15 protein-coding genes are annotated in these 16,555 nt (G+C 73.6%); 8 read left to right on the top strand and 7 right to left on the bottom strand.

From position 1 onward, the window contains the following. Positions 1-44: 44 nt before the first annotated feature. On the bottom strand, positions 45-4,805 hold the full coding sequence (locus tag IAG42_RS08890) for an ATP-dependent helicase (protein ID WP_188336486.1): 4,761 nt from the start codon (positions 4,803-4,805) through the stop codon (positions 45-47). 80 nt (positions 4,806-4,885) lie between these two features. Here IAG42_RS08890 and IAG42_RS08885 point away from each other — a divergent pair, with 80 nt between their 5' ends. The 4 genes from IAG42_RS08885 (at position 4,886) to IAG42_RS08870 (ending at position 8,357) form a co-directional block, all read left to right on the top strand. Continuing rightward, on the top strand, positions 4,886-5,743 hold the full coding sequence (locus IAG42_RS08885) for an AraC family transcriptional regulator (RefSeq protein WP_394811201.1): 858 nt from the start codon (positions 4,886-4,888) through the stop codon (positions 5,741-5,743). Positions 5,744-5,844: 101 nt separating this feature from the next. Continuing rightward, on the top strand, positions 5,845-6,588 hold the full coding sequence (locus tag IAG42_RS08880) for an AzlC family ABC transporter permease (RefSeq protein ID WP_188341265.1): 744 nt from the start codon (positions 5,845-5,847) through the stop codon (positions 6,586-6,588). Beyond that, complete coding sequence (locus IAG42_RS08875) at positions 6,585-6,893, top strand: AzlD domain-containing protein (protein ID WP_188336484.1); 309 nt, start codon at positions 6,585-6,587, stop codon at positions 6,891-6,893. Before IAG42_RS08880 ends, IAG42_RS08875 begins: the two co-directional genes overlap by 4 nt. A gap of 183 nt (positions 6,894-7,076) precedes the next feature. After that, on the top strand, positions 7,077-8,357 hold the full coding sequence (locus tag IAG42_RS08870) for a PucR family transcriptional regulator (RefSeq protein WP_188336483.1): 1,281 nt from the start codon (positions 7,077-7,079) through the stop codon (positions 8,355-8,357). A 14-nt stretch (positions 8,358-8,371) separates the two neighbouring features. Here IAG42_RS08870 and IAG42_RS08865 read toward each other — a convergent pair whose 3' ends face one another. Further along, a complete protein-coding gene (locus tag IAG42_RS08865) occupies positions 8,372-9,340 on the bottom strand; it encodes a hypothetical protein (RefSeq protein ID WP_188336482.1) in 969 nt (322 codons plus the stop codon). A gap of 79 nt (positions 9,341-9,419) precedes the next feature. On the opposite strand from IAG42_RS08865, the gene IAG42_RS08860 reads away from it, so the two are divergent. Both IAG42_RS08860 and IAG42_RS08855 read left to right on the top strand, forming a co-directional pair. Beyond that, positions 9,420-9,614 (top strand): DUF3046 domain-containing protein, encoded by a 195-nt coding sequence (locus IAG42_RS08860; RefSeq protein ID WP_188336481.1) that lies wholly within the window; start codon positions 9,420-9,422, stop codon positions 9,612-9,614. A 59-nt stretch (positions 9,615-9,673) separates the two neighbouring features. Beyond that, a complete protein-coding gene (locus tag IAG42_RS08855) occupies positions 9,674-10,903 on the top strand; it encodes an AI-2E family transporter (RefSeq protein ID WP_223205913.1) in 1,230 nt (409 codons plus the stop codon). 42 nt (positions 10,904-10,945) lie between these two features. On the opposite strand, the gene IAG42_RS08850 is transcribed toward IAG42_RS08855, so the two are convergent. Continuing rightward, complete coding sequence (locus IAG42_RS08850; RefSeq protein ID WP_188336480.1) at positions 10,946-11,290, bottom strand: DUF6191 domain-containing protein; 345 nt, start codon at positions 11,288-11,290, stop codon at positions 10,946-10,948. Positions 11,291-11,539: 249 nt separating this feature from the next. On the opposite strand from IAG42_RS08850, the gene recA reads away from it, so the two are divergent. Then, complete coding sequence (recA, locus tag IAG42_RS08845) at positions 11,540-12,661, top strand: recombinase RecA (protein WP_188336479.1); 1,122 nt, start codon at positions 11,540-11,542, stop codon at positions 12,659-12,661. 3 nt (positions 12,662-12,664) lie between these two features. Continuing rightward, positions 12,665-13,447 carry a recombination regulator RecX gene (recX, locus tag IAG42_RS08840; protein WP_188336478.1) on the top strand — a complete coding sequence of 261 codons (783 nt, stop codon included), beginning with the start codon at positions 12,665-12,667 and terminating at the stop codon, positions 13,445-13,447. A 135-nt stretch (positions 13,448-13,582) separates the two neighbouring features. On the opposite strand, the gene IAG42_RS08835 is transcribed toward recX, so the two are convergent. From IAG42_RS08835 to IAG42_RS08825, 4 genes are all read right to left on the bottom strand, one after another. Continuing rightward, on the bottom strand, positions 13,583-14,026 hold the full coding sequence (locus IAG42_RS08835; protein WP_188336477.1) for a rhodanese-like domain-containing protein: 444 nt from the start codon (positions 14,024-14,026) through the stop codon (positions 13,583-13,585). Next, on the bottom strand, positions 14,023-14,559 hold the full coding sequence (locus tag IAG42_RS08830) for a cupin domain-containing protein (protein WP_188341263.1): 537 nt from the start codon (positions 14,557-14,559) through the stop codon (positions 14,023-14,025). The genes IAG42_RS08835 and IAG42_RS08830 overlap by 4 nt, the downstream gene beginning before the upstream one ends. A 124-nt stretch (positions 14,560-14,683) precedes the next feature. Then, complete coding sequence (locus IAG42_RS38450) at positions 14,684-14,755, bottom strand: putative leader peptide (RefSeq protein ID WP_317453359.1); 72 nt, start codon at positions 14,753-14,755, stop codon at positions 14,684-14,686. A 55-nt stretch (positions 14,756-14,810) separates the two neighbouring features. After that, positions 14,811-16,523: an FAD-dependent monooxygenase gene (locus IAG42_RS08825; protein WP_188336476.1), complete on the bottom strand. Its 1,713-nt coding sequence runs from the start codon at positions 16,521-16,523 to the stop codon at positions 14,811-14,813. Between the last annotated feature and the right edge of the window lie 32 nt (positions 16,524-16,555).

The following is a 16,555-nucleotide window of genomic DNA, read 5'->3' as shown; positions in this document are numbered from 1 at the left end:
CCTGGAGCACGGGGACAGTCCGTCCGTGCTCTGCGCGGCACGGTCTAGGCGCGCAGGCGCAGGCCGCGGGGCGTCGCATGGAAACCGGCTCCTTCCAGGAGAGGGGCGTACGGGGAGGTCAGTGCCGCCGTCCCGTTGATCCGCTCGACCGTGATCGTGCCGAGCGCGCCGGAGCGGGCCGCGTCGGCCAGCGCCTGGGCGGCGGCGGGCAGTCTCGGATCCGCGGTGACCCCGGCCGGGGTCGGATCGTCCGGCCCGTCGGCGGCCGGCCAGGCCAGCAGGGTCTTGCCGCCGCGCTCCATGTAGACCGTCAGCTCGCCGTCGACGAGCACGACCAGGGAGCCCGCCTTGCGGCCCGGCTTGTGACCCGCGCCCGTCGGGGGCTCCGGCCAGGGCAGGGCCGCCCCGTACGCGTTCGCCGGATCGGACGCGGCCAGGACCAGGGCGCGGGGCGCCGCACCCTTCGGGGCCGGGGCGTCGACGGGCGCGTACGGGTCGGGCGGGGCCGCACCGCGATCGCGCGCGTTCGCCGCCGCGCGCAGGCGGTCCACCGCGCCGTCCATCGCGAACTGGGCGGCGCCGAGCCCCTCCACCACATAGCCGCGCCGCGCCTGCCCGCTCTCCTCGAAGACGGACAGGACGCGGTACGTCGCCGAGAAGCCGCCCTCGACGCCCTCGGCGGCGACCGCGCCCCGGGTCACCACGCCGTGCCGGTCGAGCAGGGTCCGCGCCAGGGCATGCGCGCGCACGGTCGCATCGGGCTCCTGGTCCGGCAGCACCGACCAGCGCCCGGCGACCGTGGGCGGGCCGGTGCGCGAGGCGGGGCGGGCCCCGCCGGTGAGGCTTCCGTAGCGGCCGCGCGGGACGGCTCGGCGCGCGCGGTGCGCTGTGGAACCGGCGGTGCGGCCGGAGCCGAGAAGGGCGCGCATCGGGGCCAGCGTGTCGTTGGTCAGCCGCCCGGACCAGGCGAGCTCCCAGATGGCGTCCGCGAGTTGGGGATCGGTCGCCTCGGGGTGGGTCGTGGCACGGACCTGGTCGGCGATCTGACGGAAGAACAGGCCGTAGCCGCCTGACAGGGCGTCCAGGACCGCGCGGTGGAGCGGTGACTGCTCCAGAGGGTGCGGGGGCGGCAGGAGCAGGGGCGCGGTGTCGGCCAGATAGAGGCTCACCCAGCCGTCCTTGCCGGGCAGGGAGCCGGCGCCGGCCCACACCACCTCCCCGGTCGCGGTCAGCTCGTCCAGCATCGCCGGTGCGTAGCCGCTCACACGGGACGGCAGGACGAGCTTCTCCAGGGCCGAGGCCGGCACGGAGGCGCCCTGCAGTTGCTCGATCGCCCGCACCAGGCCGTCGACGCCGCGCAGGCCGTGGCCGCCGACGTGCTGCCACTGGGGCAGGAACTGGGCCAGCGCGGCGGGCGGCACCGGCTCCAGCTCGTGCCGCAGCGCGGCCAGCGACCGGCGGCGCAGCCGGCGCAGGACCGCCGCGTCGCACCACTCCTGGCCGATCCCCGCCGGATGGAACTCGCCCTGCACGACCCGGCCGGCCGCGGCCAGGCGCTGCAGCGCGCCCTCGGTGACCGCGGCGCCCAGTCCGAAGCGCGCGGCGGCCTGCGTCGAGGTGAACGGCCCGTGCGTACGGGCATAGCGCGCCAGGAGGTCGCCGAGCGGGTCCTTGACGGGCTCGGTGAAGGCCTCGGGGACGCCGACCGGGAGCGCCGTGCCCAGCGCGTCGCGCAGACGTCCCGCGTCCTCGATCGCCGCCCAGTGGTCGGTGCCCGCGACACGGACGCGGATCGCTCGGCGGGCGCCCGCGAGCTCCTCGGCCCAGCCGGGCTCCGCACCGCGCTCCGCCAGCTCGGCGTCCGTGAGCGGGCCGAGCATGCGCAGCCGGTCGGCGACGCCCTCGGCATCCTTGATCCGTCGGTCCTCGGTGCGCCACTGGAGCTCCTGCTCCAGCTCCGCGAGCATGTCCGCGTCGAGCAGCTCGCGCAGCTCCGCCTGCCCGAGCAGCTCGGCCAGCAGCCGCGAGTCCAGGGACAGGGCGGCCGCGCGGCGCTCGGCGAGCGGCGAGTCCCCTTCGTAGAGGAACTGCGCCACGTAGCCGAACAGCAGGGAGCGGGCGAAGGGGGACGGCTCCGGAGTGGTGACCTCCACGAGCCGGACCTTGCGCGACTCGATGTCGCCCATCAGCTCCGCGAGGCCCGGTACGTCGAAAACGTCCTGGAGGCACTCCCGTACGGCTTCCAGGACGATCGGGAAGGAGCCGAACTCGCTCGCCACCTCCAGCAGTTGCGCGGCGCGCTGGCGCTGCTGCCACAACGGTGTGCGCTTGCCGGGATTGCGCTTCGGGAGCAGCAGCGCGCGGGCGGCGCACTCGCGGAAGCGGGAGGCGAACAGGGCGGAGCCGCCGACCTGATCGGTGACGATCTGGTCCACGTCCCCCTTGTCGAAGGCGACGTCGGCCGCTCCGATGGGCGCCTGTTCGGTGTCGTGCTCCAGGCCCGGCTTGGAGGGCTCCTGGTCGAGCAGGTCCAGGCCCATCAGGTCGGCGTCGGGCAGCCGCAGCACGATCCCGTCGTCGGCGTGCATGACCTGGGCGTCCATGCCGTACTTCTCGCTGAGCCGGGCGCCGAGGGCGAGCGCCCAGGGGGCGTGCACCTGGGCGCCGAAGGGGGAGTGGACCACGACCCGCCAGTCGCCCAGCTCGTCGCGGAAGCGCTCCACCACGATGGTGCGGTCGTCGGGGACGTGTCCGCACGCCTCGCGCTGCTCCGCCAGGTAGGACAGCACGTTGTCCGCGGCCCAGGTGTCCAGTCCGGCCGCGGTGAGCCGGCCGCGCGCGTCCTCGGGTGCCAGCGAGCCGACCTCGCGCAGGAACGCGCCCACCGCGCGCCCCAGTTCGAGCGGGCGGCCCAGCTGGTCGCCCTTCCAGAACGGCAGGCGGCCGGGGACACCGGGGGCGGGGGAGACCAGGACGCGGTCGCGCGTGATGTCCTCGATCCGCCAGGAGCTGGTGCCCAGCGTGAACACGTCCCCGACCCGGGATTCGTAGACCATCTCCTCGTCGAGCTCGCCGACGCGGCCGCCGCCCTTCTTGGGGTCGGCTCCCGCGAGGAACACCCCGAACAGGCCCCGGTCCGGGATCGTGCCGCCCGAGGTGACGGCGAGCCGCTGGGCGCCGGGGCGGCCCGTGACCGTGCCGGCCACGCGGTCCCACACCACGCGCGGGCGCAGCTCGGCGAACGCGTCGGACGGATAGCGGCCCGCCAGCATGTCGAGGACGCCCGTGAAGGCCGACTCCGGGAGCGAGGCGAACGGGGCGGCGCGGCGTACGAGGGCGAGCAGATCGTCGACCTGCCACGTGTCCAGGGCGGTGATCGCCACCAGCTGCTGGGCCAGCACGTCCAGTGGGTTCGCCGGGACGCGCAGGGACTCGATGGAGCCCGCGCGCATGCGCTCCGTCACCACCGCCGACTGCACCAGGTCGCCCCGGTACTTCGGGAACACGACACCGGTGGAGACGGCGCCCACCTGGTGACCCGCGCGGCCCACCCGCTGGAGCCCGGACGCCACCGAGGGCGGCGACTCCACCTGCACGACCAGGTCGACCGCGCCCATGTCGATGCCCAGCTCCAGGCTCGACGTGGCGACGACCGCGGGCAGCCGGCCCGCCTTCAGGTCCTCCTCGACCAGCGCGCGCTGCTCCTTGGACACCGAGCCGTGATGCGCGCGGGCGATGACGGTGGGGGCGCCCGCCGCCGCGCCCGAGCCGCCCATGAGCTCCGCAGGGGAGTGGTCCTCGGGAAGCGACTCTCCTGTGGTGCGCTCGTACGCGATCTCGTTCAGCCTGTTGCACAAGCGCTCCGCCAGGCGGCGGGAGTTGGCGAAGACGATCGTCGAGCGGTGGGCCTCGATGAGGTCCGCGATGCGCTCCTCCACATGCGGCCAGATCGAGGGGCGCTCGGCCCCCTGGTCCGAGTCCGCCACCGGCGAACCGCCCAGCTCGGCGAGGTCCTCCACGGGCACGACCACCGACAGGTCGAACTCCTTGCCGGACGGCGGCTGGACGATCTCCACCTTGCGCTGCGGCGACAGATAGCGGGCCACCTCGTCGACCGGGCGGACCGTCGCCGACAGACCGATGCGGCGGGCCGGGCGCGGCAGCAGCTCGTCGAGCCGCTCCAGGGAGAGCGCCAGATGCGCGCCGCGCTTGGTGCCCGCCACCGCGTGCACCTCGTCCAGGATCACCGTCTCGATGCCCGTCAGCGCGTCCCGCGTCGCCGACGTCAGCATCAGGAACAGCGACTCGGGCGTCGTGATCAGGATGTCCGGCGGGCGCGTGGCCAGCGCCCTGCGCTCCGCCTGGGGGGTGTCACCGGAGCGGATCCCGACCTTCACCTCCGGCTCGGGCAGGCCCAGGCGCACCGCCTCCTGTCGGATGCCGGTCAGCGGACTGCGCAGATTGCGCTCGACGTCGACCGCGAGCGCCTTCAGCGGTGACACGTACAGGACCCGGCAGCGCTTCTTCGGGTCGGCCGGCGCGGGCGTGGACGCCAGCTGGTCCAGCGCCGCGAGGAACGCCGCCAGCGTCTTGCCGGAACCGGTCGGCGCCACGACCAGCACGTCCGAACCCGCGCCGATCGCCCGCCATGCCCCGGCCTGCGCGGACGTGGGCGCGGAGAAGGCCCCCGTGAACCAGCCGCGGGTCGCGGGGGAGAAGCCGTCGAGCGCCGCGTGGGTCCCACGGGCGTCGAGGGCGCTGTGAGCGTCGCCCGTGTCCCGGGCTCCGTCGCTGGACCTGACCATGCCCCCATCCTGCACCCCACCACTGACATCAGCCGTGACCTGCGGAAACGGTGAACTCACGGCGCGTGACATGACGCAGAATGGAGGCCATGGCGGGACAGGGCGAATGGGCACGGCACTGGCAGTACGAACGGCTGCCCGGACTCGACCTGCTGCGCGCCCGCTACGTCCGGCACACCTTCCCGCGCCACAGCCACGACGGCTTCGTCTTCGGCGCGGTCACGCACGGCGTCGAAGCGGTCGGCATACCCGGCGACACGCTCCACGCGGGCCCCGGCAGCGTCGTCATGATCAACCCCGAGGTCGCGCACACCGCGAAGGCGGGCGGGCCCGACGGGTGGGCGTACTTCACCCTGTACCCGTCGGCCGAGCTCGTCGCGGAGGTCGCCGCCGAGACCACCACGGTCCGCGGCAGCGCCGCCTTCGCGGAGCCCATCGTCACCGACCCCTACGCTGCGCGGCTGATCCGTGAGGTGCACCGCGCGGCGGAGCAGGGCAACGCGCTGGCCGCCGACAGTCTGCTCCGCGTCGTGCTCGCCCGGATGCTCCGCGACCACGGCACCGCGATCGAGGCCCGGCCGCGCCGCTCCGCCGGGGCCGCCGCCGCGGCCCGCGCGCGGGAGCTCCTGGAGGACCGGATGACGGACCCGCCCTCCCTCGACGCCCTCGCGGCCGAACTGGGCGCCAGCCCCTTCGCCCTCCTGCGGGCGTTCCGCGACGCCTACGGGATGCCGCCGCACGCCTGGCTCACGGACGCGCGCGTGCGGCGCGCACGCGGCCTCCTGGAGGCGGGCACACCGCCGGCCGACGTCGCCGCGACCGTGGGTTTCACGGACCAGCCCCATCTGAACCGGCACTTCACCCGCATCGTCGGGGTGCCGCCGGGCGCCTACCAGAAAGAGCGCACGAGGGAGCGCAAGAACGTACAAGACCGCTGAGGTCCTCCTCTCGTAGCTTTCACGACGTGGCAGAACAGGACCTGGCAGAACAACAGTCGGCTGAAGAACAGTCGACCGAACGACAGTCGACATCGACAGACATACGGGCCGAGGAGACAGGCGGCGGGGCCCGCAAACCCGATGCCGCCGTCGTCCGGGACGCGCTCGGCGTCGGCGTGGCCGTCGGACTATCCGGCTTCGCCTTCGGCGTGACCTCGGCGGGCAGCGGCCTCACCGTGCTCCAGACGTGCGCGCTCAGCCTTCTGGTCTTCACCGGGGCCTCGCAGTTCGCGCTCGTCGGAGCGCTGGCGGGCGGCGGCAACCCGTTCACGGCGGCGGCCGGCGCCTTCTTCCTCGGGGTGCGCAACGCGTTCTACGGGCTGCGGCTCTCCCAACTGCTCGCTCTGCCGCGCGCGGTGCGCCCGTTCGCCGCGCACTGGGTGATCGACGAGACAGCCGCCGTCTCCCTCGCGCAGCCGACCCGGCGCAGCGCCCGCATCGGCTTCACCGTGACGGGTCTGACCCTGTACGTGCTGTGGAACCTGACCACCCTCCTGGGCGCCCTCGGCGCGGAGGCCCTCGGCGACACCGATGCCTGGGGCATCGACGCTGCGGGACCGGCCGTGTTCCTCGCCCTGCTCGCACCCATGCTGAAGAGCACCACGGAGCGTGCCGTCGCGGGCATCGCCGTCGTCCTGGGGCTGGGACTGCTGCCCGTGCTGCCCGCGGGCGTCCCCGTACTCGTCGCCGCACTGGCCGCACCGGCTGTGCTCTGGGCCGAGGGCCACAAGCGCGGTGACCGGCGCGCGTCGCGTCGCGCGTCGCAAGGAGGAGAGCACCGATGAACTTCTGGATGGCCATCGGAGTCACCGCGGTCGGCTGCTACGCGGTCAAGCTCATCGGCCTGCTCGTGCCCGCCGGCGCGCTGGAACGCCCTGTGGTGCAGCGCCTCTCGGCGCTGCTGCCGGTCGCTCTGCTGGCGGCGCTCACGGCCCAGCAGACGTTCGCGGACGGCCGCGTCCTGGTGCTCGACGCCAAGGCCGCCGGGGTCGCGGCGGCGGCCGTCGCCCTGGTGCTGCGCGCCCCGTTCCTCGTGGTGGTCGGCGCCGCCGTCGTGGTCACGGCGGGAGTGCGCGCGCTGGCCGGATGACCGGACCGCGCGGGACGCCTGGGCAATCGGATTGCCGAGTCGCGCGGTGGGCCTGGGTAACCGGATTACCGAGTCGCGCGGTGGGCCTGGGTAACCGGATGACCGATCCGCGCGGGGCGCGTGGGTAAGGTGACGCCTCCCAGCGCCCCGACCCCGCGGGCCCAGCCGAGGGAGGCCCCGCACGTGCCCCTGTCGCCCGAGGCGCGGTCCCTGGCCGCCCGCTGCGAACCCCGCGTCAACGAACTGGCCCGCCGCATGTCCCGGGAGTCCTTCGAGGCCCTCCCGGGCTACGCCGAGCTGCCCGACGACGTGAAGGACGTCGAGATCGCGGCCACCGCGCGGCACGGCGTCCGCCTGTTCCTGCGCAAGGTCGGCGAGCCCGGTGAGGCCGGGGGCGGCGGGCGGGGCCGGGACGGCGACCACCGGCTGTTCCGCGAGCGGGCCGCCCAGCGCGCCGAGGAGGGCATGCCGCTGCACCTCCTGCTGCGCACCCACACCCTCGGCGTCTACGCGCTCTGGCAGACCCTGCGCGACGTCGCACGCCCCGGTGAGGAACCCGCGCTTCTCGAACTGGTCGACGCCCTCCTGCGCTCCCACACCGGAGTCGTGGGCGCCGTCGCCGAGACCTACCTCGACGAGCGGTCCGCCCTGGAGGCCGAGCGGCGCGCGCAACGGCGGTCGTCGGTGCGGGGCCTGCTCGACGGGATGCTCCCGCCCGGGCACCCGCTGCTCGCCCCGTTCCGTCTGGAAGGGCCCGCGCTCGTGCTGGCGCTCGGTCTGGAGGCACCCCCCGAGGAAGGCCCCGTGGCGGTACGGCGCCGGCTGCGCCGCGTGCAGAGCGTGCTGGAGCACGCCTTCGGCGCGGACGTGTTGACCGTGGTCGAGGCCGACGGCGGCCGCGTCGTCGTCCCGGGGGACTGCGAGCCGTCCGGCGACCTGCCGCGGCTCCTGCGCCGGGCCAGCGGCCTGCGCGTCCGTGTGGCGGCCGTGCGGGCCGACGAGCCGGGCCGGATCGCGGAGGCGGCCCGCACCGCGACCGAGATCCTGCGCATCGCGCGCGTGTGCGGCCTCCCGCACGGCCTGCACCGGCTCGACGACGTCCTGCTCGAGTACCACCTGTCGCGGCGCGACGAGAGCAGCGGCCGCATCGCCGCCCTGCTCGACCCGATCGCCACGCGCCCCGAGCTTCTGGAGACGCTGCGCACACACCTGGGCCACCAGCAGGACCGCAGGGCGACCGCCGGAACGCTCGGACTGCACCCGAACACGGTGGACAACCGCCTCGCGAAGATCGCCGAACAGACCGGCCTCGATCTCTCCTCCCCACGGGGCACCGCACTCGCGATCGCGGCCCTCTTGTTGCGAGACGCGGACGAGGCGGACGGCGCGGACCGGACACCTGCCATGGAGGACGAGGACAGGCCGCTCGCGTCGGAGTCCTCCTACAAGGCGGACGCTTCCTAGAAGTCGGACGCTTCCTACAAGGGGCGCCCGTAGGCGCGCAGGGTGCGCAGCGCCTCGACGGTCACAAGGGGGCGCGCCTCCAGGACGACCGCCGGGGACCACTGGCGCCAGTTGACCGGCCAGCCGCCGTCCTCCTGCTGCTCGCTCTCCAGGTGGTCCAGCGAACGCGCCATCTCCTCGTCGGTGAACCACGCGCACGCCAGTGACTCCGGCGCCTTCGCGTAGTCGTGCGGGAAATGATGCTCACCCGGTGCGTAGCCGGGCGACACCTCGTAGGTGTCCCGCTGCGCGGGGTCCAGCACGGCGAGGCGCTGCTCGCGCACCAGGCGGCCGAGCCGGTCGGCGGCGGCACGCGCGCGTGAGCGGTCCGGCACACCGTCGAGGAAGGCGACCGCCGCCTCGATCTCGTACGGATGCGAGGTCTTCAGGGAGTCGACCGCGGCCCAGCAGAACTCCGTCGCCCGGAACAGCCAGGCGTGCCACACCTCGTTGCGGTGCAGCAGACCGACGACGGGACCGGTGGCGAGCAGCTCGCTCGGCGGGTCGTCGACCACCGGCACGAACGGGGCATGGGGGTAGCCGCGCTGGCTGGGAAGCACCGCCGGAAGGGCTCCTTCCGCAGTGGAGACGGCGGTGAGATAGCGGCACACGTGGTCCGCCCTCCGGCCCGAACAGCGCCCGATCGTGTCCAGGACGCGGAGCGCGTGCCCGGTGTGCAGGGGCTGGCTGACCGGACCCCGCAGATCGGGTTCGAGCGCGTGTCCGTAGCCGTCGTCCTCGGTGCCGTAGGCGTTCAGGGCGGTCTCGACGGCATCGGCGGCGGCGTCGGACTCGCCCGTGAGGAAGTGATAGGCGAAGCGGCGCTGCTCCAGGACGCGTGCGGTCGACCAGATGAACGCCTCGGCCCGCGCGAGCCGCGACGCCGGGGGCGAGGAGGGTGAGGAGGGCGATGAGGGGCGTGGGGATGCTCCGGTTCCGGCCATGTTCCGACCGTAGGGCGCACAGCCCGTACGACAAGTGCCCCGGGCCCGGCTGCACTCTCAAGGGCGGGATACTGGGGTCATGCGGTTGACGGTCTTCTGGCAGCTAATGGCGGATCACTTCGGATCCGGGTACGCCGACACGTTCGCGCGCGACCACGTGATGGCGGGGCTCGGCGGGCGCACGGTCCACCAGGCGCTCGACGACGGCTGGGAGGCGAAGGACGTCTGGCGCGTCGTGTGCTCCACGATGAACGTGCCGGCGGAGAAGCGCTGAGCAGGGTGACGGATCGGGGGCGGTCACGGGTTGTCGGTGACGTGGGCGAGACTGGCACGGTGGCAGCGACAGACGAGACCCTCCAGACGGCCGACGCCGCACCGCCCGGCACGACGCCCCCCGCGGCGCCTCCCGGCCCGGTGCCGCGCGCGGGCATGCCGCGCTGGCTGCCGCGCGCCATGGTGCTCGCCCTCACCCTCATCGCCTGTTTCCAGCTCGGCAGTTGGGCCTTCCACCAGGTCACCGGACTGCTGATCAACGTACTGATCGCGTTCTTCCTGGCACTCGCCGTGGAGCCCGCCGTGAGCTGGATGGCGGGCCGGGGCATGCGTCGCGGCCTCGCCACGGGCATCGTCTTCCTCGGCGTGATGATCGCCGGAGCCGGCTTCATCGTGCTGCTCGGCTCGATGCTCGCGGGCCAGATCGTGGACATGTTCGAGGACTTCCCGAAGTACCTCGACCAGGTCATCAACTGGATCAACCAGACGTTCCACACGGACCTCAACCGGGTCGAGGTCCAGGACAGCCTGCTCCACTCGGACTGGCTGCAGAAGTACGTGCAGAACAGCGCGACCGGCGTCCTGGACGTGTCCACACAGGTGCTCGGCGGGCTGTTCCAGCTGCTGACGATACTGCTGTTCTCGTTCTACTTCGCCGCCGACGGCCCGCGGCTGCGGCGTGCCCTGTGCTCGGTGCTGCCGCCGGCCAAGCAGGCCGAGGTGCTGCGCGCCTGGGAGATCGCCGTCGACAAGACGGGCGGCTACCTGTACTCGCGCGGTCTGATGGCGCTGATCTCCGGGATCGCGCACTACATCCTGCTCGCGCTGCTCGACGTGCCGTACGCGCCCGTGCTCGGCATGTGGGTCGGACTCGTCTCACAGTTCATTCCGACGATCGGCACGTACCTGGCGGGCGCGCTGCCGATGCTGATCGCGTTCACGGTCGACCCCTGGTACGCGCTGTGGGTGCTGGGCTTCGTCGTGGTCTATCAGCAGTTCGAGAACTATGTGCTGCAGCCGAAGCTGACCGCGAAGACGGTCGACATCCACCCCGCCGTCGCCTTCGGCTCGGTCATCGCGGGCACGGCGCTGCTCGGTGCCGTCGGCGCGCTGATCGCGATTCCGGCGGTCGCGACGCTGCAGGCCTTCCTCGGCGCGTATGTGAAGCGGTACGACGTCACCGACGACCCGCGGGTGCACGGCCACCGCAGACGGACCGGGGAGTCGCTCGCGGCGCGCCTGCGACGTGCGGTGCAGGGGCGCCGGCAGAACCAGGAGCAGGCCGACTGATCCCGGGGACGGGCCGACCGGTCCCGGGGTACGGGCCGACGCCTAGTCCTGGGTACGGGCCGGCGCCGACGGGTCCGGGCGCGGCACGCGGACGACCGCGGTGCCGCCGGCCAGATCCACCGTCGTCCGGTTCGGCGGCGCTCCGTCGTCCTCGCCGTCGGGCAGCACCAGAGCGGACTGCCGCTCCTTCAGCTCGTTCTGCTTGCCCGGCGACAGGCTCGCGTGCAGCTGCTCGAACCCCGTCGCCGATATCTGGCCCTGCCGCGCACTGTTGCGCCACGGCAGCATGCCCGCCCGGCCCGCGCGCAGCAGCAGCTGGTCGGTGAAGGCGATCACCGTCAGGAGGATCACGAGCCCGGGCAGGGTCATGAAGAAGACGAGTTCCATGGCACCAGTATCGGGACCGGATCCGTCGCCCGTGCCCCGCGTGGTGCGCTTGACACTAAAATCGAACATCCATTCTTATTGAGTGTCCAAGGGCTCGCTGCCCAGGATTCCCAAGGGGTCCGGGCGGCGGTGGCCCGGCGAGGAGCCTCGAGTTATCCACAGGCGGACGGGCGTCGAGGCCGATTGTCAGTGGCAGGCGTTAGCGTCTTTGACGTGAAGCGATCGACACAAGCAAACCGGGTGGAACCCATGGCAGGAACCGACCGCGAGAAGGCGCTCGACGCCGCGCTCGCACAGATTGAACGGCAATTCGGCAAGGGCGCAGTGATGCGCATGGGCGAGCGGCCGAACGAGCCCATCGAGGTCATCCCCACCGGGTCGACCGCGCTCGACGTGGCCCTCGGCGTCGGCGGCCTGCCGCGCGGCCGTGTGGTCGAGGTCTACGGCCCGGAGTCCTCCGGTAAGACGACTCTGACCCTGCACGCCGTCGCCAACGCCCAGCGGGCCGGCGGCGCGGTGGCCTTCGTGGACGCCGAGCACGCGCTCGACCCCGAGTACGCGAAGAAGCTCGGCGTCGACATCGACAACCTGATCCTGTCGCAGCCGGACAACGGCGAGCAGGCTCTCGAGATCGTCGACATGCTGGTCCGTTCCGGCGCCCTCGACCTCATCGTCATCGACTCCGTCGCCGCGCTCGTGCCGCGTGCGGAGATCGAGGGCGAGATGGGCGACTCGCACGTGGGTCTGCAGGCCCGCCTGATGTCCCAGGCCCTGCGAAAGATCACCAGTGCGCTCAACCAGTCCAAGACCACCGCCATCTTCATCAACCAGCTGCGCGAGAAGATCGGCGTGATGTTCGGCTCGCCGGAGACCACGACCGGTGGCCGCGCGCTGAAGTTCTACGCCTCGGTGCGTATCGACATCCGCCGCATCGAGACTCTGAAGGACGGCACGGAGGCGGTCGGCAACCGCACCCGCTGCAAGGTCGTGAAGAACAAGGTCGCGCCCCCCTTCAAGCAGGCCGAGTTCGACATCCTCTACGGGCAGGGCATCTCCCGTGAGGGCGGCCTGATCGACATGGGCGTGGAGCACGGCTTCGTCCGCAAGGCCGGCGCCTGGTACACGTACGAGGGCGACCAGCTCGGCCAGGGCAAGGAGAACGCGCGCAACTTCCTGAAGGACAACCCCGACCTGGCCAACGAGATCGAGAAGAAGATCAAGGAGAAGCTCGGCGTCGGTGTCCGTCCGGAGGAGCCGGGCAGCGAGCCGGGCACGGACGCGGCGGCGGCCACGGCTCCCGCCGAGGACGCGGCGAAGTCGGTCCCCGCGCCCAAGGCGGCCAAGTCCAAGGCCGCGGCGGCCAAGAGCTAGTCCGTGACACGACGCACCGACTGGGCCGAGTACGACGCCGGCCCCGCCGTCCCCGAGGACCGGGGGCACGGCGGTGCCGGGCAGTACGACGACGCCGTGCCCGGGGAAGCCGGGTACGACGTCGCTCCGGGGGAGGGCGCGGTGGACGGACCGCGCCGTGGTGGACGTTCGCGTGCCGCAAGCGGGTCGCGCGGGCGGCGGCGCCGGGGCGGGTTCGGGGATCCGCCCGGCGCCGCGCAGGACGACGGTTCCCCCGACTCGTCGAGGGCCGGGCGAGGGGAGCCGTCAGGGGACCCGGCGGAGCGGGCGCGGAACATCTGTCTGCGCCTGCTCACCGGGACCCCGCGCACCCGCAAGCAGCTCGCGGACGCGCTGCGCAAGCGGGAGATCCCGGACGAGGTGGCGGAGGAGGTGCTGTCCCGGTTCGAGGAGGTCGGACTGATCAACGACAGCGCCTTCGCGGACGCTTGGGTCGAGTCCAGACACCACGGCCGGGGCCTCGCGCGCCGGGCCCTCGCGAGGGAACTGCGCACCAAGGGCGTCGACTCCGCCGTGATCGACGAAGCCGTGGGGCAGCTGGACTCGGATCAGGAGGAGGACACCGCCCGCGAACTCGTCGCCCGCAAGCTCCGCTCCACCCGGGGCCTCGACCGGGACAAGCGCCTGCGCCGCCTCGCCGGCATGCTCGCGCGCAAGGGCTACCCGGAGGGCATGGCACTCCGCGTGGTCAGACAGGCCTTGGAGGAAGAGGGGGAGGACACGGAGGATCTGGGCTTCCCGGACTGAGCCCGAGGCCTCACCCTGAGCCCCGCTCCTGACCGTCTCCCGGGGCCCCTCTCCTGACCGCCCCTCCTCAGAGCCCTCTCCTGAGCCGCCGGCTCTCCTGTGCCCAGCCCTCCCGGGGCCTCCCCAGCAGCGTCGTCAGGCGTCCGGCCCCGTCACCGGCAGCCCCTCCGATCGCCAGGCCTGGAAGCCGCCCACGAGGTCCGTGGCCCGGTGCAGGCCCAGTTGTCGCAGGGACGCGGCCGCGAGGCTGGAGGCGTAGCCCTCGTTGCAGACCACCACGACGCGGAGGTCGTGGCCCGTCGCCTCGGGGGAGCGGTGGCTGCCCCAGGGATCGAGCCGCCACTCCAGCTCGTTGCGCTCCACGACGAGAGCGCCCGGGATCAGACCGTCGCGCTCGCGCAGCGCCGCGTAGCGGATGTCGACCAGCAGGGCGTCGCCGGCGGAGGCTAGCGCGAAGGCCTCGCGTGCCTCGATCCGGTCGAGCCCGGACCGCACGCGTGCGAGCAGGTCATCGATACCGACGGGAGCCGGCACGGAGTCCGGGCCGGGATTGGGGACGGGGTTCGGGGGCGTGGTCACTGCCAGTCCTCCGGGCGTTCGACCGCCTCGAGGCGCAGGACCTGACCCGTACGGCTGTACCGGCGGATCCGTGGCAGCGGCGGATAGTAGGCGTGGACCGAGACGGCGTGCTCGGTGGGGGACGGGTTGAGGACCTCGTGCACGTGGTGGACGCCGAAGGCGCGCCCCGTGCCCGGGCCCAGCGCGCGTTCCCTGTCGACGTCCTCGGACAGCTCCAGGGTCTTCCAGCCGTCCGTGGGCAGGCGCGTGGCCAGGGAGTTCTCGGTGAGTTGGCCGGACGCGGTGAGGAACGCGCCCACCGAGTCCGCGTGATCGTGCCAGCCCGTGCCGGTGCCCGGCGGCCAGCCGATGAGCCAGGCCTCGCTGCCGCCCGGCCCGTCCAGCCGCACCCAGGTGCGGCCCTCCGGATCGAGCGGCAGCGAGGCCACGAGGTCACGGTCCGCGGCGGTGCGGCGGACGAAGTCGAGCAGATCGGCCTGGGTGGGCGGCGCCGCGTCGGGCGCGACCGGGACCGAAGGCGTGCGGGAGGGCATGGGCAGTGACACGGCTGACCGTCCTGGAGTTCGCGAAGGGCGCGTGCCGCAGGCGTCGGGACGACGCGGGCGCCGAGCAGCGGCGAAGAACCGCGGGCACGCGGAAAGGGGAGAAGATGCGAATTCAGCAGGACGGGCGACACGTGCAGCCCGCGTAGCGGACCAGGTCCATATGGACCCTCCGCCACAGGCGCACATCGGTGTCGATCGTCACGCTCCGGAGTACACCACGGTGGCGGAGGCCGGTCAACTCACCCCCGGGCAGGGCCTCCCGACGTACGGCCACGGCCACCACCGCTGCCCTGACCGCCACTGCCACCGCCACTCCCGCGCGCACCGCTGCGCACCGGCTCGCCCTCGGCCGCCTCGTCCTCGGCCTGATCGGGAGCGGCCGGCGCGCCGAGCGCGCTCCGCGCGGCCTCCAGCAGCTCGGCGGGGCGCACGCCGTTCAGCGCCGTCACCAGATGCCCGTCGGGGCGGACCAGCAGCACCGTGTGTGCCGCAGCCTGCGGATAGGACTCCGTGACCAGCAGCTCCGTCTCCTGCGGCAGGGCCGCGACCGCCTCCGCGAGCCGGGGCATCAGCCCCGCCGACATCCAGTGCTTGCGGTCCCACACGCCCGTACCGGGTGCGACCAGGACCACCAGGAGCCGCCCGAGACCGAGCCGGTCCCGCAGCCGCACCGTCGACCCGTCCGGCGCCGTCACGCGGACGTCGGACACCGCGGCACCGGGCTCCGTACCGATCGCGGCAGCCGCCGCCGTGAGCGGAGCGGCGAGCGGGGAGTCCGGATAGGCGCCGGGGGCACCGAGCGGGCCGAGCCCGAGGTGACCGTCCGTGAGCAGTGCGTCGTGCCCTCGCGCGGCACCGGGCACGTACGAGCGCAGGCCGCCGCCCCCGCGCAGTATCGGCAGCGCCTGGTCCGCGGCGCGCAGCCGGCCGGCGACGACGGCGCGGCGCTCGGCCTGATAGCTGTCGAGCAGCGCGGACGACCCGCCCCGCGGACCGTCGTGCCAGGCCAGGGCGAGCTTCCAGGCCAGGTTGTCGGCGTCGCGCAGCCCCTCGTCGAGGCCCTGTGTGCCGAGCGCGCCCAACAGGTGCGCGGCGTCACCGGCGAGGAACGCACGCCCCACCCGCCAGCGGCGGGCCAGCCGGTGGTGGACGGTGTGCACGCCCGTGTCGAGCAGTTCGTACGGCGGGGTGGAGCCCCCGCACCAGCCCGCGAGGGTCTCCCGGACGCGCGCGACCAGCACGTCAGGGGTGACCAGGTCGCTGCGGGGCGGCAGCAACCAGTCCAGGCGCCAGACACCGTCGGCCAGGGGGCGGCCGACGATCTCCGAGCCCGAGGGGCCCGAGGTCCGCCACGGAGGGTTCCGATGGAGCAACGCCTCACCGGGCCACGGAAGTTCCGTCCGCAGCGCGGCGACCGCGTGCCGTTCGACGGCCGTGCGCCCGGGGAAGCGGATGTCGAGGAGTTTGCGGACGGTCGAGCGGGGACCGTCGCAGCCCACCAGGTGGCTGCCGCGCCACACGGTGCCCTCGGGGCCGCGCGTGCGGGCCGTCACGCCCGACGCGTCGTTCTCGATCGCGTCGAGTCGGCTGCCGACCGCCAGCTCGACCAGGGGTTCCCCGGCGACGGCCGCGCGCAGCGCGCCGGTCAGTTCGTGCTGGGCCAGGTGCAGCGGAGCGGGCAGGTCCTCACCGAAGGTGAGCGCGCGCATCTCCTGCTTGCGGCGCAGGGAGCGCCATCCGGTCCAGCGCGCGCCGACCCGGTCGAAGGACCGCCCGGCCAGCCGCTCGACGAACGCGGCGGTGTCCTCGCGGAGCACCACGGTGCGGGCCGGCCGCTGCTCGTCCTTGCCGGAGCCCTCGTCGAGCACCACGGACGGCACGTCCTGGCGGGCGAGGGCGAGGGACAGCGCGAGGCCGACGGGCCCGGCGCCGACGACGATCACCGGATCCACGGCGCGGCTCCTCCTGCCCCGGAAGGCGCCGC

Source organism: Streptomyces xanthii (assembly GCF_014621695.1).
GTDB lineage: Bacteria > Actinomycetota > Actinomycetes > Streptomycetales > Streptomycetaceae > Streptomyces > Streptomyces xanthii.
The sequence above is the reverse complement of the archived record's forward strand: the minus strand, read 5'-3'. Positions and strand labels throughout refer to the sequence as shown.

What these genes read in the sequence shown, in the direction of transcription:
- IAG42_RS08890 (WP_188336486.1), bottom strand. Translation starts at nt 4,805, where the DNA reads ATGGTCAGGTCCAGCGACGGAGCCCGGGACACGGGCGACGCTCACAGC.
- recA (WP_188336479.1), top strand. Translation starts at nt 11,540, where the DNA reads ATGGCAGGAACCGACCGCGAGAAGGCGCTCGACGCCGCGCTCGCACAG.
- IAG42_RS08850 (WP_188336480.1), bottom strand. Translation starts at nt 11,290, where the DNA reads ATGGAACTCGTCTTCTTCATGACCCTGCCCGGGCTCGTGATCCTCCTG.
- IAG42_RS08865 (WP_188336482.1), bottom strand. Translation starts at nt 9,340, where the DNA reads ATGGCCGGAACCGGAGCATCCCCACGCCCCTCATCGCCCTCCTCACCC.
- IAG42_RS08875 (WP_188336484.1), top strand. Translation starts at nt 6,585, where the DNA reads ATGAACTTCTGGATGGCCATCGGAGTCACCGCGGTCGGCTGCTACGCG.
- IAG42_RS08885 (WP_394811201.1), top strand. Translation starts at nt 4,886, where the DNA reads ATGGAGGCCATGGCGGGACAGGGCGAATGGGCACGGCACTGGCAGTAC.
- IAG42_RS08860 (WP_188336481.1), top strand. Translation starts at nt 9,420, where the DNA reads ATGCGGTTGACGGTCTTCTGGCAGCTAATGGCGGATCACTTCGGATCC.
- IAG42_RS08830 (WP_188341263.1), bottom strand. Translation starts at nt 14,559, where the DNA reads ATGCCCTCCCGCACGCCTTCGGTCCCGGTCGCGCCCGACGCGGCGCCG.